The sequence below is a fragment of the Lactivibrio alcoholicus genome, assembly GCF_055390895.1.
Genome location: NZ_AP042471.1, coordinates 2,213,638 through 2,237,138 on the forward strand (window position 1 = coordinate 2,213,638; position 23,501 = coordinate 2,237,138).

The window sequence follows — 23,501 nt, forward strand, 5'->3', positions numbered from 1 at the left end:
GGATTGACTACGGTTCCGCAGAAACGGCCGAAGGTCCGTCACGAAGGGAGAATGACCATGATCCTCGTCACCGGCGGTGCAGGGTACATCGGAAGTGCGGCGAGCCTCGCGCTCATCGCGGCGGGGCACGGCGTCGTCGTCTACGACGATCTGAGCCGCGGACATCGCGACCTCGCGTTCGGGGCCGTCTTCGTCGAAGGAGACATCCGCAGCCGGAACGCGCTCGACGCGGTTTTCCGGGCGCACCCGATCGATGGCGTCGTCCACTTCGCGGCCCGTTCGCTCGTCGGCGAATCGATGGAACGGCCCGACGAGTACTACGACGTCAACGTCGCGGGGACGCTGGCGCTTCTCGAAGTCATGAAGGCCCACGGCGTGAAGCGCCTCGTCTTTTCGTCGTCGGCGGCTGTCTATGGCGAGCCGGATACGACGGTCATCACGGAAGACGCGCCGCTCGCTCCTGCGAACCCCTACGGGGAGAGCAAGGCCTTCGTCGAAACGGCGTTCAGGCGCTTCCACGACGCGTTCGGCCTGAAGAGCGTCTCGCTGCGGTACTTCAACGCGGCAGGAGCCGACGTCCTCAGGCGGACGGGAGAGCATCACGAGCCGGAGACGCATCTGATCCCGGTCCTTCTCGACGTTGCGCTCGGCCGTCGCGACGTCGCGACGCTCTTCGGAACGGATTACCCGACGAAGGACGGAACCTGTATCCGGGACTACGTCCACGTGAGCGACCTCGCATCGGCCCACGTGAGCGCGCTCGAACGCCTCCTGAAGGGAAAGGGCGGATGCGAGGCGTTCAACCTCGGGAATGGAACGGGGTATTCGGTCCGCGAGGTCATCGATACCGTCCGCGCCGTAACGGGGCATCCGGTTCCGGTCGCCGAGGCCGGGCGTCGGAGCGGAGATCCGGCAGTTCTCGTCGCCTCCTCGAAGAGGGCCGAACGGACGCTCGGGTGGAAACGCGCGTTTCCGGCGATCGAAGATATCGTCCGGACCGCCTGGGAATGGCATCGGCGGCGTTTCGGTCCGAAGAAGGACGTCTTCTCCGACAAGCGTCTCCGCGCCTCGACGCTCGGAATGGAAGATGCGGAGTGATGGCACCGGTCCTTTCGGTCGTCGTCCCGTGCTATAACGAAGAGGCCGTCCTGCGGGAGACGCACCGGCGCCTGTCGGCCGTTCTCGACCGACTCGGCGCGACATGGGAGATCGTCTACGTGAACGACGGAAGCCGCGACGGGACGCCCGGAATCCTCCGAGAGCTCGCGGACGCCGACGACAGGGTCCGGATGGTGTCGTTCTCGCGGAACTTCGGGCACCAGATCGCCGTCACCGCCGGGATGGACCACGCCTCCGGAGACGCCGTCGTCCTCATCGACGCGGACCTCCAGGATCCGCCCGAGGTCATCGCCGAGATGCTCGACGCATGGAAGAAGGGCTTTCACGTCGTGTACGGACGGCGGAGGAGCCGCGAAGGGGAGACGGCCTTCAAGCTCGCGACGGCGAGGGGATTCTACCGGATCCTGAACGGCCTTTCGGATACGCCGATCCCTCTCGATACGGGCGACTTCCGACTCATGGACCGGTGCGTCGTCGAGGCCGTGCGGCAGATGCCCGAGCGCGACCGGTTCCTGCGCGGCATGATAAGCTGGGTGGGCTTTCGGCAGTGCGCTATTCCGTACGACCGCGCGAAACGTTTCGCGGGAGAAAGCAAGTATCCCCTGAGGAAGATGCTCGCGTTCGCGCTCGACGGCATTCTGTCGTTCTCGACGAAACCGCTGCGCGTGGCGACGTTCACGGGCTTTTCCGCGAGTGCGATGGCGCTTCTCGGAATCGTCTACGCGCTCGTGCTGCGGCTGTTCACGAATATCTGGGTGAGCGGCTGGACGCTCATGTTCATCGCGTTGCTCTTTATGGGCGGCGTTCAGCTCCTGTGCCTGGGGATCATGGGGGAATACATCGGGCGCATCTACCGCGAGGCGAAGGGACGACCGCTCTACTTCGTCGCCGAGCGCGCGGGGTTCCGCGAGGGAGAAGGGACCGGAGTGGGGCGCTCCGGCCTGTGAGAGAGAAAACGACGAAGGGACGGATGGGTATGAAGGGGTATTGGGGACGGGTTCTCGTTGTCGATCTGACCGAGGAAACGGCGCAGGAGCTGCCGCTTCCCGAGGAGTGGCTGCGCGCGTATGTCGGGTGCGAGGGGATTGCGGTCCGGCTTTTCCGGTATATGGCTGACCCGATGGTTCCCGCGGCCGAGGCGGACAACCCGGTGGTCTTCACGGCAGGGCCGCTGACGGGCGCGCCGATGGACGGGTTCGACCGTGGGACCGCCGTCTTCAGGATGCCGGACGGTGCGGGAATCGGAACGGTACGTCTCGAAGGAGCCTTTCCCGTAGCGCTCAAGAAGAGCGGATTCGACGCGATTGTCGTCATGGGAGCGTCGGAAGCCCCGTCGCTGCTCTCCGTCGACGACGACGAGGGGGCGCAGGTCGTGGACGCCGGGGATATCTGGAACTCCGAGGCCGAGGAGACGGAGGACGCGATCTCGGAGACGCTCAGCGGAGAGGGGTACGGCATCCTCGCGATCGGGAACGCGGAAGGGGAGGACGAACTGTCGCCCTTTGAATCGGTCCTCTCGGACAAGCGCCTGAAGGCCGTCGTCGTCCAGGGAACGTCGGAACCCGAATTCGCGGACCCGAAGGCCATGAGGCGCCTCGCGGGCGACGGCGCTCCGGAGGAGGACGTTTCGTTGCCGTGGATGACGGGAACGGCCGGAAATCCGGACGGCCGCATGGCCGGAATCCTCTCGGCCGCGGTCGGATGGCAGTATTCCGAAAGCGAGCTGAAAGCGGCTGCGGAACGAGTCTCGACGCTCTCCCGGGCCGTTGACGCGGGATTCGGCAACGACGCCGACGCCGACCCGATTCCAGCCGGGACGCTTCTCCGGCTCGGGCTCGAGTGGCTCCTGTAACGCGATGACGCGACCGGGGGGCGAGGACGTGATGCGTTTCCAGCCCCCCGGATTCGTTTTTCGCCCCTATGCGATGCGCACCGCCAGGTGGAGCGCCGCGTCGAGCATGATGTCGGCCCCCTTCGCGATATCCGCGTAGTCGGTCCATTCCTCGGGGCAGTGGCTTCGTCCGCCCCGGCTCGGGACGAAGACCATTCCGACGGGCGCGAGCCGCGACATGACCATCGCGTCGTGTCCCGCGCCGCTCACGATCCTCCGGGCGCTGTAGCCGCGGCCGCGGGCCGAATCCTCGAACGCGCCGACGATCTCCGGATGCATCGCGACGGGCGGGATCAGAACCTTTTCGTCCATTCGCCACCCGAGTCCGTCGCGCGCGGCGATGCGTCCCATGAGCGTCTTCATGTCGTCTATGACGCGCGTCATGCGCGATTCGTCGAAGGAACGGATGTCCATCGTGAATGTCGCGGTCTCAGGGACGATATTCGCACCGCCCGGCGAGACGGCCATCTTTCCGACCGTGCCGACCGTCCCTTCCCCTTCCCGCCGCGCCGCCGCCTGAAGCGCGAGGACGACCTCAGCCGCCGCCGCCAGGGCATCCTTCCGGAGCGTCATCGGCGTGGAGCCCGCGTGGTCCGCGCGTCCCGCGAAGGCGGCCTCGAACTGGCTCACGCCGATGATCGCACTCACGACTCCGAGGTCGATTCCTTCGGTTTCGAGGACGGGTCCCTGTTCGATGTGGAGTTCAAGGAAGGCCGCGATCGACCCGGGCGCCCTTCGGGCCGTCGCGAAACGTTCCGGGGCGAAGCCGGAATCGCGGAGCACCGAACGGAGCGTCCTGCCGTCCCGATCTTTGAAGGCGTCGAGATGCGTGTCCCCGAGAAGTCCGGTCATCGCCCGGCTTCCGTAAAGTCCGCACGCGAAACGCGCTCCCTCCTCCTCGACGAGTGCGGCGAACTCCATCGGCTTTTCCGTGACGACGTCGTGGTCGCGCAGGATACGCGCGATTTCGAGGGCCGTCGAGACGCCCGCGTCGCCGTCGAACGCGCCTCCGTTCGGCACGGAGTCGAAGTGCGACCCCACGACGACCGGCGGCGCGTCGTCCCTTTGCCCCTCGCGTCTTCCGAAGAGATTTCCCGCGCCGTCCTCCCTGGTGCGGAGTCCGGCGCTCTCCATCTCGCCGCGGATGTAGGCGCGCGCCTTCCGGTCTTCGTCCGAGAAGCTGTACCGGGTCACCCCGGCGCCCGGCGTCGCTGTGAAGGCTGCGAGGAGTTCGATATCCATTTTGATCCGTTCGACATCCGATCTCATGGCTGCACGTCCTTTCCCTGGTCTACGCGTCGTCTTTTCGCAACGGGACGATATCGTCGTCCCCGTTCCCCCCGGCGACCGAGAACTCGAGCGGAGGGAGCAGGAACGGCTTGTATGGCCCGAGGTGCGTGATGTACTTCACGGCTTCCCGCAGCGCGTCGTAGAGCATCGACGCGCCCAGTTCCCCCACGGACCTCCGTGTTTCCGCCGGAGAACGCTCGTCACCCTGCCATGCGAAGACCCCGACCGCGACAAGGGAAAACTCGTACAGATAGGTCGGCGTATTCGGGGGATTCTTTTCCGAGTGGAGCTCCACCTGGATGAGCCACTTCTTCGGCGTCTCGTCGAGTTCTTCGGCCTTGACGGAAAACCGTCCCATTCCGGGTGGCTTGAGTCCCGGCGCGGCGTTCGCCGGGAAGGCGTGATACTCCATTGCCGGGAAGAAAACGTTTTCCAGACGAACCTGACTGTTGCGCGGCGTGACGTTCACTTCCATCTTCACGCCCTCCTTCTCACGGATTTTTCCGGACGAACGTCCCGATGCCGTCCTTCTCGAGTTCGTCCAGGATCAGGGTGTCGGCGATTCCGTTCCGCAAAGTGAAATGAGCCCGCCCCATCTCGGGGTCGAAATCCGGCACGCCCATGATGAATTCGTCGCGATCCCTGTGGCGAAAAACGATGCGGACCCTGTCGGGCCCCATGACGCCGGTCAGCGTGTCTCCCGAAGCGACGAGCGCGAGAGATCCGAAGACGGGGTTGTCGTACGTTCCCTCGTAGACGTCGAACGGCATCGGTGGGACCGGGGACTCCGGCGCGGTGACCTTCGGCGCGGAGGAGGCTTTCCGTGCCTCCGCGAGAGCCTCGGCGCTCCAGTCGCGCAAAGGCTTCGTCCCGCAGAAGAGGTCGATGAAACGTTTCGCGACGGCCTCGGGCGCCTGCGTATCGGAGAGGTTCGTGAGAACCGTGATTCCGAGGCCGATCTCCGGCGCGAGCATGACGACCGAGCAGACGCCGCTCGTCGCGCCGTTGTGCCAGAGAAGGGAATAGGGACGGTATTCGGTTCGGACCCACCCCATGCAGTAGGCGTTGTTTCCCGGATACGCTGCGGACATCGGGAGCGACGTCCTGGGTGCGTGCGTCGCGTCGAGGTTTCGTTTCGAAACGATGCGCCTGCTGCCGGCGACGCCGTCCGCGAGCTGGAAGCGCATCCATTTCGCCATATCGGAGGCCGTCGAGGCAATTCCGCCCGCCGGAGCGTACGTGTACACCCATCGCATGAAGGGCCAGTCCATCGGCAGCGCTCTGACGCCGCCCCTGTCCCTCACGTGCAGGAAGGCGACGTTCGACGCACCCGTGAAGGATTTCTGCGACGCGCTGCTCTCCCTCATGCCGATCGGGTCGAGGAGCTGGGTTTTCAGCGTGTCTTCCCAGCTTTTCCCGGAATACTTTTCGACGAGAAGCCCCGCGACGACGAACAGGTTGTTCACGTACGAGAACTCGGAACGGAAGCTCGATACGGGGCGGAGGAACCTGAGAGAACGGAGGATGTGCGCGCGCCCGAACCCGAGCAGGGGGAGAAAGTCCCCGGCGTACGGGGAAAGTCCGCTGTGCTGGGACATGATGTCGAAAACGCGGAATTCCCGCGTCACCCAGGGGTCGTACATCGAGAAGTCCGGGAGATGGTCCGTCACGGGATCGGTCCATTCGATCTTTCCGCGGTCGGCGAGGATCGCGACGAGCGTCGCGGTGAACGATTTCGAGATCGAGCCGATCTGGAAGAGCGTATGTTCGTTCACGGGGTCCGTTCCGCCGATCCCGCGGACGCCGAACCCGCGCGCGTAGATCGTCCGGTCTCCCAGAACGACCGACACCGACATCCCGGGAATGTCCCAATCCTTCATCGCGCGGACCGCGTAGGACTCGAATTCAGCGATCACGGAACGCATCGTCTCCTCCGGAGGTTGCCCCGAAAGCTCCGCCCACGACGGGACGGGCAGGAGCGAAAGAAGCGCGAGAACGACGGCGAATACCCTTTTCATGCGACACCCTCCCCGAAAATCTGGAACGAATTCACCCTGAATACCATGGTATCACGGACTCGGACGGTCGTAACGCATCCGTCGCATTTCGGCAACCGTCGCGTTATACGGTCTGTGGTATGCTGTCGACATGAAAAATACGACGATCTCCTCATACCGAACGGTATTCCTGTCCGATATCCACCTCGGGACGCGATGGTGCCGGGCGAAAGAGCTGACTTCGTTCCTGGCGTCGTTCCGGTGCGAGCGTCTCTACCTGGTCGGCGACGTCATCGACGGATGGAAGCTGCGGAAACGTCCCCGATGGCCCCGGTCGCACAACGAGGTCGTTCGGTGGTTGCTCAAGATGTCGAAGCGGACCGACATCGTCTATATCCCCGGGAATCACGACACGTTCATGGATGAATTCGACGGGTACCGCTTCGGAGGCATCTCGGTCCGGAAGGAAGCGGTCCACACCGGGGCCGACGGACGCAGCTTCCTCGTCGTCCACGGCGATGAGTTCGATGTCGTCGTACGATGCCGGAAGTGGCTTACGCGGCTCGGCGACCGTGCGTACGACGTGGCGCTCTGGGCGAATGCGTTTCTGAACGCGGTCCGTTCTCCGCTCGGGCTCGGGTACTGGTCGCTCTCGGGATTTCTGAAGCGGAAGGTCAAGGATGCCGTGATGTACGTGGGGCATTTCGAGGACTTCCTCGTCCGGTCGGCGCGGAAACGCGGCGTCGACGGCGTCATTTGCGGACACATTCATCACCCTGTGATCAGGAACATTCGCGGACTCGCGTACGCAAACTGCGGCGACTGGATCGACAGTTGCTCCGCGCTCGTGGAACATTTCGACGGGGCGATGGAGATCGTCCGCTGGCGGGAAAGACGACGCCCTGGCGGAAGCTCTTCTGACGGCGTCGTGTTCATCAACAAGGATGTCCCGTGCGGCCCGGCGCTTCGTGACGTCACGGATGTCCCCTCCGCCGCGGGGTAAGGCGGCGTTTTCATAGAGAACCTCCCCTTCCTTCGGGAAAGAGCCCCGATGCGATCGCACAGGGCTCTTTCTTCCGTTACGAATGCCCTTTCCGTCGGAAATCGCCCTGCGCGCGGACGATTCCGCTCCGGCGCATCCATCGGAGCACCGCATCCCCGAGCTCCAGACGGCCGCTGTCGAAGCCGTGTTCCTCGTCGAACGTTTCCTCGGAGACGTTCGCGCCGTGCGCCGCAAGTGCGGCGACGAGTGGCCGGTGGTGGAATTCCGGAATGGACGTACTATCCCTGAGAGCGCAGACGAGAAGGACGTTCTTTCCCGCGAAGGAGGATGCGTGCCCGCAGACGTTCCACGTCGCGCCATGCCGTTCGACCTCGCGGAGGAGGATCCCGTCGCTCGTTCCCTTCAGCGGAAGGACGGAGTCCCGGAACATCGCCCGGATGCCGTACGCGTCGCCGGGATCGTTCTTCAGGAGCGACGCGACCGCTCCGAGGTCGTACCCCGCGATCGAGCAGACTGCGCGGATTTCCGGGACGGACGCGCCTGTCATCAGGGAAGCGAATCCGCCAAGGCTGTGCCCCATGAGGACGAAGCGCTCCGGATCGATACGGAGCCGTTCGCGCCACTCCGGCGTCCGAAGCAGTGTGACGACGGAGCGGACGTCTTCGAGGACGTGTTCGAAGGAGTACTCTCCGTCGCTTCCCCAGCAGCCTCTGTAGTGGAACTGGACGACGGTGCAGCCGGCGCGTCGCAGCATCTGGGCGAGGTCGAGATTCTTCTCGTTGCCGGGAAAGCCGTGAAGAAGCAGGATGCACGGATGGGGGCCGCGACCGCCCGGGAGGTAGGCGATTCCGAAAAGTCGCTGCTCGCCGTTTTCGGGCGCATAGGTCACCCGGAAGACGCATCCGTGCATCGTCGCCGGGAAATCGGGGTCTTTCGCGGGATCCTCGCGAATCGGGTCGTAGGGGATGGAATCCATCGTAACCAGCTCCTTTTCGTTTTTGCCGGAACGTTCAGGTTATTATAGTACCGTGCGAGAAACCGGCCACGCTGCGATGAGCCGGGAATCTCCACGTTGCCACGTTGCCCGCTTTTCGTTCTGAGATTATGATGCTTTGCGGGGAAGACAACCGAACGGATGACGGCGGAAGAGGCTCTCCGGCGAACGGCGGAAGCCGACGGACGTCGCGTCCATTCCTGAAAGGGGCGATTTGAAGAATGATCGACTGGGAAGCCGTCGAAAAGGAAGCGATCCGTATCCGGCGGGATCTTCATACCTACCCGGAAAGCGGGTGGCTCGAATTCCGTACCACCTCGATCGCGGCGTCGATGCTGGAGGGATTCGGATACGAGGTCCGCACTGGGCTCGACGTGATCGCGCCGAAGTCCGTGATGGGGCGTGCGCCGCAGGACGTGATCGAGCGTAACATCGCCCGTGCCGTCGAACAGGGGGCCGATCCGAAGTGGATCGAACGCATGGACGGCTACACCGGGGCGCTCGGGATCCTCGACACGGGGCGTCCGGGGCCGACCGTGGCCTTCCGGTTCGACATCGACTGCGTCGACGTCGCGGAGACGCAGGACCCGGACCACCGGCCCCGGAAAGAGGGCTTCGCGTCCGTGAATCCGGGCTGGATGCACGCCTGCGGGCACGACGCGCACACGGCGATGGGACTCATGCTCGCGCGCGTTCTCTCGGAGGAGAAGGACGAGCTCTGCGGCAGGATCCTGATCGTCTTCCAGCCCGCCGAGGAGGGCGTCCGCGGCGCACGCGCAATGGTCGACAGGGGGATCCTGCTCGGCGTCGACGCGCTCGTCGCGATCCACATCGGCGGCGGCATCCCGTCCGGAACGGTCACGACAGGGTGTCACGGATTCCTTTGCACGACGAAATTCGATGTCACCTATACGGGCGTGTCGACGCACGCCGCCGGGTCCCCGCAGGAGGGACGCAACGCGCTTCTCGCGGCCGCGACGGCTGCGCTGAACCTTCACGCGATCGCCCCGCACAGCGAGGGACGTACGCGGATCAACGTCGGGGTCCTGACGGCTGGGACGGGGCGGAACGTGATTCCCGGCAAGGCGTTCATGAAAGCCGAAACCCGCGGCGACAACGACGAAGTCGCGTCCTACATGTACGAGCGGGCGATGGCGGTCGTTCGCGGAAGCGCCGAAACCTACGGGGTCCGCTCCGAGGTCGAGAAGACGGGAGAGGCGATTTCGGCCGACAGCAACTTTGTCCTGCGCGAAATCATCCGCGACGCGCTCGACGGAGTTCCGGGAATCTCGAACCTGCAGATGGACGGGGACGCGCTCGGCAGCGACGACGCGACGTGGATGATGCGAGCCGTCCAGGACCGCGGCGGCGTCGCGACCTACATGCGCCTCGGCTCCAATACGGGAGTCGGACATCACAACGATCACTTCGACGTGGACGAGGCGACGCTCGTGACGGGCGTCCGGTCTCTCGAAGCCGTCGTCCGCAGGGGAGCGAGGTTCCTTGACAGGAAAGGGTAGGGGAGCGTAGAGTGGATTTTTAATTGGATCCAGTAATAGCGGTACGTGATTCACCTATCCCGAAATGGCAAGGAGCGTGGAGATCCATGTATCTTGCGGGGCTGAGCTGGAAGAAGGCGGAGCGGCTGCTGTCCGACGGGACGATCGCCGTAATGCCTCTGGGAAGCGTCGAGGAGCACGGACCGATCGGCCCTCTGGGGACCGATTACCTGATCCCCGAGGAGTTCGCTCGAAGGATCGAGACCTCCTTCCCGAACGACGTCGTGGTTCTCCCGGCGATGCCGTATGGCTACGCGCCCACACTGACCTCGTTTCCGGGGACGATCGATATCGGGATCGAGACGCTGACGGCCGTCCTGAACGGGATCGCGACGGGGATGCTGCGTTCGGGGGTACGGAAATTCCTCTTTCTGAACGGTCACGGCGGAAACAACGTCGCCCTCGACAGGGTCGCTCTCGAAATCTACCGGGCGGGAGGCCAGGCGGCCACCATCGACTGGTGGATCCTCGCTGGACAGCTGAACCGGGAGTGGATCGGCGGCCACGGCGCCGGGCAGGAGGCAGCGATGATGATGGCGCTGCGCCCGGAATGGGTGGACCGTTCGGATCTCTGCGACGCGGAAGTGAACCATTTCAGCGATGCTCTCCGGAATACGCACCTGCACCAGATCTCGTTCGGCGGTGGATTTGTCCGGATGATCCGCGACGTGCGCGACTCCGTTCCGACCGGAGGATTCGGAGGTCCGGACGAATCGTCCGCGGCGACCCCGGAGTGGGGGGACCGAATGTTCGACGCGGTGACGGAGTATATCGAAGCCTTCATCCGCGAATTCCTCAAACTGGACGTCGGACGCTGACATGCGTTTCCCGTTCGATGAGATCGAGCGGCACCTCGCCGTCATCGCGTCGCATCACCGGCGGACATGCGGCGAGGGAGAGGCGGCCGCACGGGCGTATATCGCCGACGTTCTCGGAAGCGCCGGCGTGAATGTCCGGCGGCTCCGTCACAAGGCTCTGCTCGGCGTCCCGGGACGCGGGACGCTGCACTACGCGGACGGAACGGAGATCCCGTGCCGCGTGTGGGGGTTCTCTCCGTCCACGGACGGCGCGATCCGGGAGGGACGGGCGGCGTGGGTTCCGGAGAACGGCTTCGGAACGAATCCGCTCGTCTTTATGGCGGAACGGTCGCTCCCGGGAGAGCGGGATCTCGACGGGGCGGTCGTCGTCACGGAATCATCGTCTCCCCTCGCGGTTCTCGAAGCGCAGGCACGGGGAGCGATCGCCTTCGTCATCCGATGGTCATACGGCGACGAGAGGCAGATCCACGAAAGCGGCATATCTCTGCCGTGGGGAATTCCGCTTCCGGAGGAAATGCCCCTCCTGACCGACATCCCCGTGATCGCGATCAACAGGGCCGACGGGATCGAGCTGGAGTCCAGGATGCGGACCGGCGACGTCCGCCTCCGGTTCTCCGTCGAAGCGGAGCGCGGCGTCCGTGAAATCGAGCAGATAGAGGCGACCATCCCCTCCACAGAAGAGGATCCCCGGTTTCTCCTCGCCGGAAGCCATCTCGACGCGAAACACTACGGGGCGACAGACAACGCGACCGGATGCGCCCTGACGCTCGCCCTCGCGCTGCACGCGGCGTCCCTGCCGCGCCGCCGGTACGGGCTCCGCGTGTGTTGGTGGTCCGGACACGAATACGGAAAGTACGCGGGATCATCCGCGTACGCCTCCCTTCGCTTCCTCGACCTGTACCGCAACTGCATCGCCACGGTGAACGCCGACATGCCGGGACTCCGCGGCGCCACGGATTTCAGCCGGATCACGGCGGGACCGGACTTCCTTGCGCTCGCGCAAAAAGTCGTACGGGACGTCACGGGGCAGACGGGGCGATGGCCCGATCCCGTCCGGGCCTGGGACCAGTCGTTCCAGAACATGGGGCTTTCGACGCTCTTCGCGTGGGGGTCGACGTTGCCCGATTCCAGCCCGGACCGGACGGGGAAAGGGTTCATGAGCTGGTGGTGGCACACGGAAGACGACCTCCTGCAATATCACGACCCCGCGATCCTCGCGACGGACGCGGAGGTGTACGCCCGGGCGACGGAAGCGCTCGTTTCGGGCGACGACCCGTCTCCGGACGTCGCCGCCCTCTTCGGATTTCTTCTCGACCGTCTGACGTCGGCGTGCGGGCGCTATGCGCGGATTGCGGATCTCAGAGGCGTCCTCGGGGAATATCGCGACCTCGCGTCGCTCTGGGGGGGGCTCCCCTCGCGGGAGCGTCCGGTCGGACTCCGGCTCGCGGTCGTGAGGAAACTCAATCAGGCCCTGTACGTCCGGTGCCCGGCGTACGGGCAGGATCCGGGGTGCGCGCAGGGATGGCTTCCCGGAATCGTCATGGCGGGAGATCCTCTTCTCGACTGGAAGGGCTCCGCTGAAGGGAGGCTGGTCCTGGAAGGATACGTCGGGTCGCAGATCAACCGCCTGTATTCGCTGGCTGAAGATATCCGTCACATCCTGGGAAATCCGTAACCATCGTCATCAAATCGCAAAGGGGGAACGGCTATGCGATTCCATCGTTTCACGGCGCTGGCGTTCGGAAGCGCCCTCGCGTTCCTGCTCTCCGGAGCGGCTTTCGTTTCCGCCGCACCGAAAGACACTCTCGTCGTCGCCAACATGTACGACGCGAAAAGCCTTGATCCGCACGTGACTCCGGATCTCGCGTCGGCGCATATCATGGTCCAGATCTACGATACGCTCGTGAAGGTCACCGACAAGGGCGAGGTCGTTCCGAACCTCGCGGAAAAGTTCGAGCGCGTCGACGACACGACATATCGCTTCACGCTCCGGAAGGGAGTGAAGTTCCACAACGGCGACGAGCTCAGGGCGTCGGACGTGGTCTTCACGTTCAGGCGGGCCCTCGACGTCGGCAAGACGATCGCCTACATCGTCGGCAACATGGATCCGGAGGGTCTTCGGGTCATCGACGACTACACGGTCGAGATGAAGACCAAGACGCCGGACACGAGTTTTCTCGCCCTTCTGACGCACTTCGGAGGCGGCTGCATTCTCAGCGAGAAAGCGGTGAAGGCCGCCGGCAACGAGTTCGGCTCGCGTCCCGTCGGGACGGGCCCCTATGAATTCGTCTCCTGGGCGAAGGGCGACCGGATCACGCTGAAGCGCAACGAGAACTACTGGGGCGAGAAAGCGAAGATTCCCAATGTCGTCGTCCGGTCGATAACGGAGGAGACGAACCGCACGATCGAACTCGAATCGGGCGGCGCGGACATCGCCTACGCGATCCCGCCGATCGACATCAAGCGGGTGCAGGAGAACGACAAGCTGGTCCTTCTCCGCACGCCCGACACTTCCGTGCAGCACATGGGCTTCAACTGCAGCAAGAAGCCTTTCAGCGACGTCCGGGTCCGGCAGGCCATCACGTACGCGATCGATCTCGATAAGCTCGTGAAGGCCGTCTTCCGCGGCATCGGCAAGCCGGCTCTCGGGCCCGTACCGCCCGGCATCCGCTACTCCAACCCGAATCTGCCGCCCGTGAAGTACGATCCGGCATTGTCGAAAAAACTTCTGGCCGAGGCAGGATACCCCAACGGGTTCAAGGCCGAGATCTGGACGAACGACCGGAAGGAGCGCATCGACATCGCGACCGTGATCCAGAGTATGCTCAAGAAAGTCGGGATCGACGTGAAGATCCAGGTCATGGAGTGGGGGGCCTACCTCGAGAAACTCAAGGAGAAGAACCACGACATGTACATGATGGGGTGGGGGACTCCCGTGCCGGATCCTGACTACGCCGTCTACGGCATCTTCCACTCTTCGCAGATCACCGGAATGAACAAGGCCGTCTACTCGAACCCGGAGGCCGACCGACTCATGGATCTCGGACGGACGCTCAAGGACGGTCCGGAGCGGGAGAAGGTCTACCATGACCTGCAGGTGCTGCTGTGCGAGCAGGCCCCGTGGGTCTACGTCGAGAACGGGGAACAGGTGGTCGGCATCCGGAGGAACGTGAAGGGCTTCGTGCCGAATCCCGCGGGATACCACAGGCTTTCCACGGTCTTCTTTGAAGAGTAGGTCGTTGAATGAACGACAGGGATCGAAGGGAGTGTCCGTAATGAAGTGGAACCGTTTCTGGATCCTTTTCCCGGCGGTCGCCGCGATTCTCGCACTGTGGTCGCTTCCGACCCTCGCTGCGGGAGACACGCTCGTCGTCGCCACGACGTCGGACGCGAAGACGCTCGATCCGCACGAGTCCCCAGACGGAGCGTCCGCGCACATCATGGTGCAGATCTACGAAACGCTCGTGAAAGTCGGGCCCGGCGGACAGATCGAGCCGTCCCTGGCCGAGAAGGTCGAGCGCATCGACGATCTCTCCTACCGCTTCACGCTCCGCAGGGGAGTGAAGTTTCACAATGGCGAAGAGCTGAAGGCGAGCGACGTGAAGTACACGTTCGAACGCAAGGCGGCCATAGGAAAGATCAACTACGTCCTCGGAAACATCGATCTTGCGAAGACGGAGGTTGTCGACGACTATACGATCATCATCCGGACGAAGGTTCCGGATACGAGTTTCCTCGCGCACCTGACGCATTGGGGCGGCGGATGCATCCTCAACGAGAAGGCGACGAAGGCCGCCGGACAGGACTTCGGGACGCACCCGGTCGGAACCGGGCCGTATGAATTCGTCTCCTGGGCGAAGGGCGACCGGATCGTCCTGAAGCGATTCGACGGCTACCGGGGCAAGAAGAGCGCGATTCCGAACATCGTCGTCCGCACGATCACGGAGGCGACGAACAGGGTCATCGAGCTCGAGGCGGGCGGCGTCGACATCTCCTACGCGATCCTGCCGATCGACCTGAGCAAGGTGCAGTCGAATCCGAAACTCAGGCTGCTCCGGACTCCGGACGCGGTCGTGCAGTACATGGGATTCAATCTCTCGAAGAAGCCGTTCGACGATATCCGTGTCCGGCAGGCGATCGCCCACGCGATCGACGTCGAGAAGATGGTGAAGGTCATCTTCCGGGGTGTCGGCGGTGTACCGAAGAGCGTCTTCGCTCCGTCGGTGAAGTACTACGATCCGAACATGCCGACGTATTCCTACGATCCCGAAAAGGCGAAGGCCCTTCTCGCGGAGGCCGGGTACAAGGACGGCTTCAGGTTCACGATCCTCACCGCGGACCGCAAGGAACGCATCGACATGGCCACCGTGATCCAGAACCAGCTCAAGAAGGTCGGCATCGAGGTCGGCGTCAACGTCATGGAGTGGGGCGCATTCCAGGAGAAACTCAAGGACAGGACTCACGAGGTCTACCTGAACAGCTGGACGACGGCGGTTCCGGATCCGGACTATTCCGTCTTCGGACCGTTCCACTCGTCACAGGCCAGGATAGGGCTGAACAGGTCGATGGTCGTGGAAAAGGATATCGACGATCTCATCGAAAAGGGGCGCGTCACGCCGGAAGGCGCGGAGCGGGGAGCGATCTACAGCTCCATCCAGAAGCGGATCGCCGAACTGGAGCCGTGGCTCCTGCTGCACAACGGCGAACAGCTCGTCGGAACCCAGAAGTACGTGAAGGGCTTCTCCCCCGATCCCGGGAGTTACCACGTGCTCCATACGGTCTATTTCGAGGAATAGGAGACCGGAAATGATATTCACGGGGCGGAGGGGAGGTTCCTCTCCGCCCCGTCGGAAAAGAGGCTGGGACTCATGTGGAGGTACATTCTCCGCCGTGTCGTCGCATTCATCCCCGTGCTTCTCGGGGTGAGCTTCATCATCTTCCTCCTGCTGTACATGACGCCGGGCGATCCGGCGCGGATGCTCCTCGGCGATATGGCCACGGAGGACCGCGTTCAGGCCCTCCGGCAGGAGATGGGGCTGAACGACCCGTTCTTCGTCCAGTTCGGCCGGTATATCCTCAACGCACTCCAGGGGGACATCGGACGTTCCTACATCACGAAACACCCCGTAACCGGAGAGATTCTCGCGGCATTCCCCGCGACGCTCAAGCTCGCGATCTTTTCGGTCATCATCGCCATCGTCCTCGGCATTCCGCTCGGGATCGTCTCTGCCATACGGCAATATTCGCTGTTCGATACGGTGGCGATGGTCTTCGCGCTTGTCGGGATCTCGATGCCGGTCTTCTGGCTCGGCCTGCTCCTGATCCTCTTCTTTTCGGTCCACCTCGGATGGTTTCCGGCCTCGGGATTCGATTCGTTCCGGGCGATGGTCCTTCCGGCAGTGACGCTCTCGACGCCGTCGCTCGCGGTCATTTCGCGGATGACTCGCTCGAGCATGCTCGAGGTCATCCGCCAGGATTACATCCGGACCGCCCGCGCCAAGGGACAGAAGGAATCCATCGTCATCTGGCGGCACGCGCTCGGCAACGCGCTCATCCCGATCGTCACGATCGTCGGGCTCCAGTTCGGCGGTCTTCTCGAGGGAGCGGTGCTCACGGAATCGGTCTTCTCGGTTCCGGGGGTCGGCCGTCTCATGGTCGAGGCCATCAAGACGCGCGACTACCCGCTCGTGCAGGGAGGCGTGCTCTACATGGCCGTCGTGTTCAGCCTGATCAACCTTCTGGTCGACATCGTCTACGCCTATGTCGATCCCCGGATCAAGGCGCAGTATCAGGGACGGTAGTGGCATGGCCAAGAGACGAAGCAACGCCCGGGAGATCCTCTCCCGATTCCGCAGGAACCGCCTCGCGCTCTTCGGGGCGGCGATCCTGATCTGCCTGTGCGTCCTCGCCGTGTTTGCGGATTTCATCGCGCCATACAGCTACGAGGAACAGGATCTTCTCCTCTCCCTCGACCCCCCGTCGCGCGATCACCCGTTCGGTGCGGACGAGTTCGGGCGCGACATCCTGAGCCGTGTCATCTACGGTGCCCGCGTATCGTTGCAGGTCGGGTTCGTGGCGGTCGGAATCGGAATGATCCTGGGAGGACTCCTCGGTGCCGTCGCGGGGTTCTACGGCAAGAGGACGGACAATATCATCATGCGGACGATGGACATACTGCTTTCGATTCCGTCGACGCTGCTCGCGATAGCGATCGCCGCGTCGCTCGGTCCCGGTCTTTTCAATCTCATGGTGGCCGTCGGCATCGCGAGCGTTCCGCGGTACGCCAGGATCGTCCGGGGGTCGGTGCTGTCGATCCGCAACCAGGAGTTCATCGAAGCCGCGAAGGCGGTCGGATCGTCGGATGCGCGGATCATCGTCCGCCACGTGCTTCCGAACTGCATGGCGCCGGTCATCGTCCAGGCGACGCTCGGCGTTGCCTCCGCCATTCTGAACACGGCGGGGCTCTCGTTCATCGGTCTCGGCATCCAGCCGCCGATTCCGGAATGGGGGGCGATGCTGTCGAGCGGACGAACCTACATCCGCGATTTCCCGCATATTACGCTCTTTCCGGGACTCGCGATCATGATGACGATTCTCGCGCTCAATTTCGTCGGCGACGGACTGCGCGATGCGCTGGACCCGAAGCTCAAGCGGTAACGCGGGATTCGCCGCCGGACATGGAGGGACGATCGATGCCGGAACGGAAACAGGGACTGCCGAGAGCGCTTCGGCTGCGGCAGGGGAGCGGTAACGAGGAGGCGGGCGGGCGCGAAGAGGCTCCGGCCGAACGCGGCGAAGTCGTCGCGTGGGAGGTTCTCGTCCCGATCGTGACGAACCCGTGCATCATCGGAGACGTCCTGATGTTCTCGTGCATGGCGTTCGTCTTTCCGGCCGTCATCGTTCCGGTTGCCGCGAATTTTCTCGGGTATGTCCCCACGCGCCCGGGGCTCCTGGCTTTTTTCGGACTCCTCGTGATCATTATCGCCGCGTTCGACGCGGCGTACCTTCTCTTCTCGCTCGCTGGTCTCGGGAATCGCTTCGCCGCGCGTTTCGTCATGAACTCGAAGGGAGTCTCGATGGAGAACGGGCGCCTCGCGAAGGGCTCCGCGTCGGACCTCTCACTGGGGCAGTCCCTCTCGGCGCGGGTATACGCGCTTCCACCGCAGGCGCGGGTGGACTACAGGACCTCGAAGTGGCTGCCGTGGGACCGTTTTCGCAAGGCGGTCCCGCATGACGGCATCGGCGTCGTCTCGCTTTCCTCCGGCGTCCTGCCGCTCATGCGGCTCTACTGCGCAGACGACGCGACGTTCCGGAAGGCCGCCGGATTCGCTTCCGCCCGAATAGCGGCCGCGCGAAGACGCTAGCGGGGACGGCCCCCGTGTACGACATCGCTGGAAGAAAAGCGGGGCTCGCCACAGGGGCGGCCCCGCTTCGCATTTTCCCTCCCCGCGAGGTGCGTTCCGAAGGCGGGACTACGCTCCCGCGGCGATCCCCCGGAACATGAAGTACGCGGCGCCCGCCATGCAGAGTCCCGCCCAGAGAAAGTCGAGCGTCACGCGTTCGCGCATGTAGAGGATGCTGAATCCCGCGAAGACGCACATCGTAATGACCTCCTGCATGACCTTGAGCTGCCCGAGCGAATAGATCGAACTCCCGAGCCGGTTGGCGGGAACCTGGAGGCAGTATTCGAGGAAGGCGACCCCCCAGCTCGCGAGAATTGCGACGATGAGCGGTTTCGCCCGCATATCCTTCAGATGCCCGTACCATGCGTACGTCATGAAAATGTTCGAGAAGACGAGGAGAACGATCGGCAGAACGCGGTGCACACTCATCACTCTTTTCCAGGAGATATACGGTCCGGCTGCGAGGACCGCACGAGAAGGCATTCTACCAAAAAGTCGCGAAGTACAGAAGTAAGCGGGATTTCTGGAGAATACGAAAAAATATGCCGGTCTATTTGTTCCATATGCCAGAACGCATTGCCGTCCGGTGACATTTCCGCCGTATCTCTGTTACAATGCTTGCATATAACACTCGCAAACAATGCTCGCAAATAACGCTCGTAAGTAACGCTCGCAAGAAAACCACCAGATCGCCAGATCGAGGGAGGGGTCGTCATGCGTGCCATCGAAGTGACACGACCCGGAGAACTCCGGATCGTCGAACGGGAAGTTCCGACCGCGCCACAGTCCGGACACGTCCTCGTCCGGGTCCGCGCGATGGGGATCTGCGGATCGGATATCCACATCCTTCACGGACAGAACCCCTTCGCGTCCTATCCCCGCGTCATCGGCCACGAGGCGGCGGGAGAGGTGATCGCCGTCGCGCCGGATGTCACAACCCTGTCGCCGGGCGACCGCGTCGTCGTCGATCCCGTGATTTTCTGCGGCGAATGTCCGGCTTGCCGGATCGGCCGCAGGAACGTCTGCTCGAATCTCCGCGTCCGGGGCGTCCACACCGACGGCATGGCCCGGGAACAGCTGCTTCTTCCCGTCTCGTCGCTCCATGTTTTCCGGAAGGATATCCCGTTCGAGACCGCGGTGCTCTGCGAACCGTTCACGATCGCGGCCGAGACGCTCTGGCGGGGGCGCGTGACGGGGGACGACACGATGCTTCTCTTCGGAGCAGGCCCGATCGGCCAGGTGATCCTCCAGGGAGCTCTCCGCCTCGGGACGAGGGTTCTGGTCGCGGACATCATCCCCGAGCGACTTGCGCTCGCGAAGTGTATGGGAGCGTCGGACGTCTTCGACTCGTCGGCGGGGGATATCCGCGAATGGGTCCGCTCCGCGACGGGGGGCGTTGGTCCTTCGGTGACCGTCGATGCGGTCGGCCGCGCCGACATCTTCGAACAGTCCGTCGAAATGGCGGCTCCGGCGGGACGGATCGTCGTCCTGGGGTTTGGCCCCGAACCGTCGAGGATTGCGGAACGCTCGATCACGGCGCGGGAACTCGACGTTCTCGGATCCCGCCTCCACAACGGAAAGTTCCCCGAGGCCCTCGGGTGGATCGAGCGCGGCGAAGTCAACCCCCGGGCGCTCGTCTCGCACGTCTTCCCCATGGAGGAGGCCGCCGGGGCGATAACGATGATCGAACGCTCTCCGAAAGAGACCTGCAAGGTGATTCTGACGTTCTGATTCCGTCGGGAACGTCTTTCGTGCGGCTATCCCCCCGACCGAAGGGCGGGGCTATTCGAAGGAGGGAACAGGATGAGGAAACTGGGTATCGTACTGCTCGCGCTTTCCATTTTCGTTGCATGTGCTTCCGCCGCGCTCGCGGCTGACAAGATCGTCCTGAAGTTCGGACACCTTGCCGACGAGAAGAACACCTGGCATCTCGGCGCCCTGAAGTTCAAGGAACTCGTCGAGAAGAATTCCGGCGGCCGCATCGAGGTCAAGATCTATCCGAACGAACAGCTCGGCAAGGAGAAGGATCTCGTGACGTCCATCCAGACCGGAACGGCTGACATGGGGATTTTCGGCGAAACGCTGACGACCTTCGGCGCCGACAAGACCATCTTCATGGCGACCCCCTACCTTCTTCGCGACGCCGCTCACCTTCACAAGGTCGCCGGCGGCGAGATCGGCAGGGAGATCGAGGCCCAGGTTCTCGAAAAGGCGAAACTCCGCGTTCTCGGCTACATGGAGCGCGGCCCGCGCGAACTGACCTCCAGCCGTCCCGTGAAGACCCCCGGCGATCTGAAGGGGATGAAGATCCGCCTGCCGAACGTCCCGATATTCCTCGCCGCGTGGGAAGCCCTCGGCGCGAAGCCGATCCCGATGGCGTTCTCCGAGGTGTTCACGAGCCTGCAGCAGGGGACCATCGAGGGGCAGGAGAACCCCTACGCGCTGATCTCGAGCGCGCACTTCTACGAAGTCCAGAAGTACCTCAACAAGACGTCGCACGTGCGCGGCTGGATCTACGTCTGCATCGGCGAGAAGCGTTTCGCGTCCCTTCCGGACGACCTGAAGAAGGTCATCCTCGACGCGGGCAGGGAGATGCAGGCGTACGAGAACACGCTCTTCCTCGAAGAGGAGGGCAAGCTCGAGAAGTTCCTGAAGGAAAAGATGACGTTCGTCGACGTCGATCAGGCGGCGTTCGCGAAGATCGCGAGCGAAGCCGTCCTGAAGAACCTGAACGACGGCCAGAAGGAGATGTACAAAAAGATCCAGGCGATCCAGTAATCGACCCGCGGCAGGCGCCCGCGCACGCGGCGCCTGCCGTTCTTTCTTGCAGGAGGTGCGATTCCGCGTGAAGGCTCTCAGGAACATATGCGAAGGAATTCTCAAACTCGGAAGCATCGCGAGCCTGGCGGGAATGGTGAGCGTCGTCATGCTCCAGGTCGTCGCCCGGCTCTTCTTCCCGAAGGTCCCGACGTGGACGGAAGAGGTGTCGCGGCTGATGCTGCTCTACACGGTCGGCTTCTCCGCGGGGCTCGCGGTCAGGGAGCGGGCGTACGTGAACGTCGATATCCTTACGTCGCGCCTTTCGGCGCGCGTGAACACCGTCCTCGCAGTCTTCATCGACGTCGTCCTCGCGGCCTTTTTCGGGGCCGTGACCGTCGAGGCGTGGTCCATCGTCGTCGCGGTGGAGGGACAGACGTCCGCGGCGCTGATGATGCCGATGAGCGTCTTCTATTTCAGCATGTTCCTGGCGGCCCTGACGCTGACGGTCTACCTCGTCGCCGATCTCGGCGGAGCGGTCCGCGCGTTCCTTTCGGGCGGAGACGCGGGAAGGGAGGCGCTCAAGCCATGATCCTCACGATGTTCGCGGTCTTTTTCCTCGCCATGCTGATCGGTTTCCCCATCGCCTTCTGTCTCGGCCTTTCCTCGGCGGTCTACCTCATCGTCGCCGATATCCCCCTCAATATCATCCCGCAGCGGATGTTCAGCGGCATCGACTCGTTCGTCATTCTCTGCGTGCCCGGCTTCATCCTCGCCGGAAACCTCATGAACGTCGGCGGGATCACCGAACGGATCATCGACTTCTCGAACGCCCTCGTCGGACGGATTCGCGGCGGCCTGTCGCTCGCGAACATCGCCGCGAGCGTCTTTTTCGCCGGAATTTCCGGAACGGCGGCCGCCGATACCGCGAGCATCGGCGCGATCCTGATCCCGGCGATGAAGAAGGCGGGGTACGAGGCGGACTTCTCGTGTGCGGTCACGGCCGCGTCGTCGATGTGCGGCCCGATCATTCCGCCGAGCCTTCCGATGATCGTCGCGGGGACCGTCGCGGGGCTGTCCGTGAGCAAGCTGTTCATCGCGGGAGTCGTTCCGGGACTTCTTTTGGGTCTCGCGCTCGGCGTCGTGTCGTATTACATCTCCGTCAAGCACAACCACCCGAAGGAACCCCCGATGTCGCTGAAGCAGTTCTTCGCGTCCATCTGGAACGCGGTCTGGGCGCTTCTCCTCATCGTCCTCATCTTCGTCGGGATCGCCAACGGATACTTCACGCCGACAGAGGCCGCGATGGTGGCGGTCGTGTACGCGATCGTGATCGGCGTCTTCGTCTACCGGAATCTCGGATGGAAGGATCTCACGAAGATCTTCTTGGACACGGCGATCACGACGTCGTCGCTCATGATGCTCGTCGGTCTCGCGAACCTCTTCGCGTGGATCCTCACGACGGAGCAGGTCCCGCAGATGGTGGCCGAGTGGATGCTCGACCTGACGCGGAACAAATACCTCCTGCTGCTCATGATCAACATTCTCCTGCTCTTCGTGGGGACCTTCATGGAGACGATCGCGGCCGTCATGATCCTGATGCCGATCCTTCTCAATGTCGCCGTCCAGGTCGGCGTCGACCCGATCCAGTTCACGGTCATGTGCGTCCTGAATCTGGTCATCGGGCTGAATACGCCCCCCGTCGGCGTCTGTCTGTTCATCGCCTCGGGAATCGGAAAGGTGTCCATCATGGATATCACGAAGGCACTCCTGCCGTTCCTGGCGGCGAGCTTCGTCGTCCTGGGGCTCGTGACCTACGTGCCGCAGGTCACGCTCTTCCTGCCGAATCTCCTTCTCGGCAGGTAGAAACGCAAACACAGGACCCGGAACGGGTCAGGGAGGCTACGGAACTATGGCGCACCCGTTTTCGCTCGAAGGAAAGCGCATTCTCGTGACGGGAGGGGGGCAGGGCATCGGACTCGCGATCGCGCGGTCGATCGTCGACGCCGGTGGCTTCGCGGTTCTCTCGGGACGTCACGAAGAGACGCTCGCTGCGGCGTGCAGCGAGCTTGGCGAACGGAGTTCCCGGTTCGTCGGCGACGTCGCGGATCTTCCGTCGATCCCCGCGTTCGTCGCGAAGGTCGAGGAAAAGGGCCCGCTCTGGGGGCTCGTCAACAACGCCGGGAGAAATCTCAAGAAGGACGTCGTCGACACGTCGGACGAGGAATTTCTCGCGGTCCTGCAGATCAACCTTCTCGGCGCGTTCGCGATGACGCGCGAGGTCGGCAAACGGCTTCTTGCGCGCGGCGAGGGGAGCGTTCTCTTCGTAGCCTCGATGACGTCGCTGTTCGGAATCCCGAAGGTCTGCGCGTATACGGCGTCCAAGGCGGCCGTCGCGGGACTGGCGAAGCAGATCGCCACGGAGTTCTCGCCCAAAGGGGTGACCGTCAACGCGGTCGCTCCCGGGTTCATCGACACGGCCATGTCGCGCAAGGCGTTCGAGGGCGATCCGAACCGGAGGGCGAAGGTCATCTCGAGGACCCCGATGGATCGTCTCGGAACGCCCGAAGAGGTCGGAATGGCCGCGGCGTTCCTGCTCTCGCCCGCCGCGAGGTACCTGACCGGCGTCGTGCTGCCGGTGGACGGCGGAACGAGCATCGGGTTCTGATC

The 23,501-nt window shown here is 63.6% G+C and carries 22 protein-coding genes; 17 read left to right on the forward strand and 5 right to left on the reverse strand.

The genetic code is table 11. The annotated features are described in order from the left end of the window. Positions 1 to 57: 57 nt before the first annotated feature. The 3 genes from galE to ACZ5IU_RS10165 are packed head-to-tail and all read left to right on the forward strand — an operon-like array spanning position 58 to position 2,971. Positions 58 to 1,098 (forward strand): UDP-glucose 4-epimerase GalE, encoded by a 1,041-nt coding sequence (gene galE / locus ACZ5IU_RS10155; protein WP_464416896.1) that lies wholly within the window; start codon positions 58 to 60, stop codon positions 1,096 to 1,098. After that, complete coding sequence (locus tag ACZ5IU_RS10160; protein WP_464416898.1) at positions 1,098 to 2,066, forward strand: glycosyltransferase family 2 protein; 969 nt, start codon at positions 1,098 to 1,100, stop codon at positions 2,064 to 2,066. Before galE ends, ACZ5IU_RS10160 begins: the two co-directional genes overlap by 1 nt. A 29-nt stretch (positions 2,067 to 2,095) precedes the next feature. Continuing rightward, positions 2,096 to 2,971 (forward strand): aldehyde ferredoxin oxidoreductase N-terminal domain-containing protein, encoded by an 876-nt coding sequence (locus ACZ5IU_RS10165; protein ID WP_464416900.1) that lies wholly within the window; start codon positions 2,096 to 2,098, stop codon positions 2,969 to 2,971. A 66-nt stretch (positions 2,972 to 3,037) separates the two neighbouring features. Here ACZ5IU_RS10165 and ACZ5IU_RS10170 read toward each other — a convergent pair whose 3' ends face one another. The 3 genes from ACZ5IU_RS10170 to ACZ5IU_RS10180 are packed head-to-tail and all read right to left on the reverse strand — an operon-like array spanning position 3,038 to position 6,318. Continuing rightward, entirely contained in the window at positions 3,038 to 4,279 is a 1,242-nt protein-coding gene (locus ACZ5IU_RS10170; RefSeq protein ID WP_464416902.1) for an allantoate amidohydrolase, read from the reverse strand. 22 nt (positions 4,280 to 4,301) lie between these two features. Further along, positions 4,302 to 4,775 carry a hypothetical protein gene (locus ACZ5IU_RS10175; RefSeq protein WP_464416904.1) on the reverse strand — a complete coding sequence of 158 codons (474 nt, stop codon included), beginning with the start codon at positions 4,773 to 4,775 and terminating at the stop codon, positions 4,302 to 4,304. A gap of 16 nt (positions 4,776 to 4,791) precedes the next feature. Next, on the reverse strand, positions 4,792 to 6,318 hold the full coding sequence (locus ACZ5IU_RS10180; RefSeq protein WP_464416906.1) for a serine hydrolase: 1,527 nt from the start codon (positions 6,316 to 6,318) through the stop codon (positions 4,792 to 4,794). A gap of 130 nt (positions 6,319 to 6,448) precedes the next feature. On the opposite strand from ACZ5IU_RS10180, the gene ACZ5IU_RS10185 reads away from it, so the two are divergent. Then, positions 6,449 to 7,300: a UDP-2,3-diacylglucosamine diphosphatase gene (locus ACZ5IU_RS10185; protein ID WP_464416908.1), complete on the forward strand. Its 852-nt coding sequence runs from the start codon at positions 6,449 to 6,451 to the stop codon at positions 7,298 to 7,300. Between the two features lie 76 nt (positions 7,301 to 7,376). On the opposite strand, the gene ACZ5IU_RS10190 is transcribed toward ACZ5IU_RS10185, so the two are convergent. After that, positions 7,377 to 8,276, reverse strand: a complete 900-nt coding sequence (locus tag ACZ5IU_RS10190; RefSeq protein WP_464416910.1) for an alpha/beta hydrolase family protein — start codon at positions 8,274 to 8,276, stop codon at positions 7,377 to 7,379. Between the two features lie 239 nt (positions 8,277 to 8,515). Here ACZ5IU_RS10190 and ACZ5IU_RS10195 point away from each other — a divergent pair, with 239 nt between their 5' ends. From ACZ5IU_RS10195 to ACZ5IU_RS10230, 8 genes are all read left to right on the forward strand, one after another. Next, positions 8,516 to 9,814, forward strand: a complete 1,299-nt coding sequence (locus tag ACZ5IU_RS10195; RefSeq protein ID WP_464416912.1) for an amidohydrolase — start codon at positions 8,516 to 8,518, stop codon at positions 9,812 to 9,814. A gap of 86 nt (positions 9,815 to 9,900) precedes the next feature. Further along, positions 9,901 to 10,671, forward strand: coding sequence for a creatininase family protein (locus tag ACZ5IU_RS10200; protein ID WP_464416914.1), 771 nt, complete (start codon positions 9,901 to 9,903; stop codon positions 10,669 to 10,671). 1 nt (position 10,672) lies between these two features. Beyond that, complete coding sequence (locus ACZ5IU_RS10205; RefSeq protein ID WP_464416916.1) at positions 10,673 to 12,346, forward strand: M28 family peptidase; 1,674 nt, start codon at positions 10,673 to 10,675, stop codon at positions 12,344 to 12,346. Positions 12,347 to 12,379: 33 nt separating this feature from the next. Then, positions 12,380 to 13,906, forward strand: a complete 1,527-nt coding sequence (locus tag ACZ5IU_RS10210; RefSeq protein WP_464416918.1) for an ABC transporter substrate-binding protein — start codon at positions 12,380 to 12,382, stop codon at positions 13,904 to 13,906. Positions 13,907 to 13,946: 40 nt separating this feature from the next. Next, positions 13,947 to 15,467, forward strand: a complete 1,521-nt coding sequence (locus tag ACZ5IU_RS10215; protein ID WP_464416920.1) for an ABC transporter substrate-binding protein — start codon at positions 13,947 to 13,949, stop codon at positions 15,465 to 15,467. Positions 15,468 to 15,539: 72 nt separating this feature from the next. Beyond that, positions 15,540 to 16,472 carry a nickel ABC transporter permease gene (gene nikB, locus ACZ5IU_RS10220; protein ID WP_464416922.1) on the forward strand — a complete coding sequence of 311 codons (933 nt, stop codon included), beginning with the start codon at positions 15,540 to 15,542 and terminating at the stop codon, positions 16,470 to 16,472. 4 nt (positions 16,473 to 16,476) lie between these two features. Then, positions 16,477 to 17,328 (forward strand): ABC transporter permease, encoded by an 852-nt coding sequence (locus ACZ5IU_RS10225; RefSeq protein ID WP_464416924.1) that lies wholly within the window; start codon positions 16,477 to 16,479, stop codon positions 17,326 to 17,328. 35 nt (positions 17,329 to 17,363) lie between these two features. Beyond that, on the forward strand, positions 17,364 to 18,035 hold the full coding sequence (locus ACZ5IU_RS10230; protein ID WP_464416926.1) for a hypothetical protein: 672 nt from the start codon (positions 17,364 to 17,366) through the stop codon (positions 18,033 to 18,035). 108 nt (positions 18,036 to 18,143) lie between these two features. Here the strand turns inward: ACZ5IU_RS10230 and ACZ5IU_RS10235 are convergent, their stop codons facing one another. Then, complete coding sequence (locus tag ACZ5IU_RS10235; protein ID WP_464416928.1) at positions 18,144 to 18,497, reverse strand: DMT family protein; 354 nt, start codon at positions 18,495 to 18,497, stop codon at positions 18,144 to 18,146. A 291-nt stretch (positions 18,498 to 18,788) separates the two neighbouring features. On the opposite strand from ACZ5IU_RS10235, the gene ACZ5IU_RS10240 reads away from it, so the two are divergent. The 5 genes from ACZ5IU_RS10240 (at position 18,789) to ACZ5IU_RS10260 (ending at position 23,499) form a co-directional block, all read left to right on the forward strand. Then, a complete protein-coding gene (locus ACZ5IU_RS10240) occupies positions 18,789 to 19,805 on the forward strand; it encodes a zinc-binding alcohol dehydrogenase family protein (RefSeq protein ID WP_464416930.1) in 1,017 nt (338 codons plus the stop codon). A 72-nt stretch (positions 19,806 to 19,877) separates the two neighbouring features. After that, a complete protein-coding gene (locus tag ACZ5IU_RS10245; protein ID WP_464416932.1) occupies positions 19,878 to 20,852 on the forward strand; it encodes a TRAP transporter substrate-binding protein in 975 nt (324 codons plus the stop codon). Positions 20,853 to 20,919: 67 nt separating this feature from the next. Next, entirely contained in the window at positions 20,920 to 21,423 is a 504-nt protein-coding gene (locus ACZ5IU_RS10250) for a TRAP transporter small permease (RefSeq protein ID WP_464416934.1), read from the forward strand. Further along, positions 21,420 to 22,697, forward strand: a complete 1,278-nt coding sequence (locus ACZ5IU_RS10255; protein ID WP_464416936.1) for a TRAP transporter large permease — start codon at positions 21,420 to 21,422, stop codon at positions 22,695 to 22,697. Before ACZ5IU_RS10250 ends, ACZ5IU_RS10255 begins: the two co-directional genes overlap by 4 nt. 46 nt (positions 22,698 to 22,743) lie before the next feature. Then, positions 22,744 to 23,499 (forward strand): SDR family NAD(P)-dependent oxidoreductase, encoded by a 756-nt coding sequence (locus ACZ5IU_RS10260; protein WP_464416938.1) that lies wholly within the window; start codon positions 22,744 to 22,746, stop codon positions 23,497 to 23,499. Positions 23,500 to 23,501 lie beyond the last annotated feature (2 nt).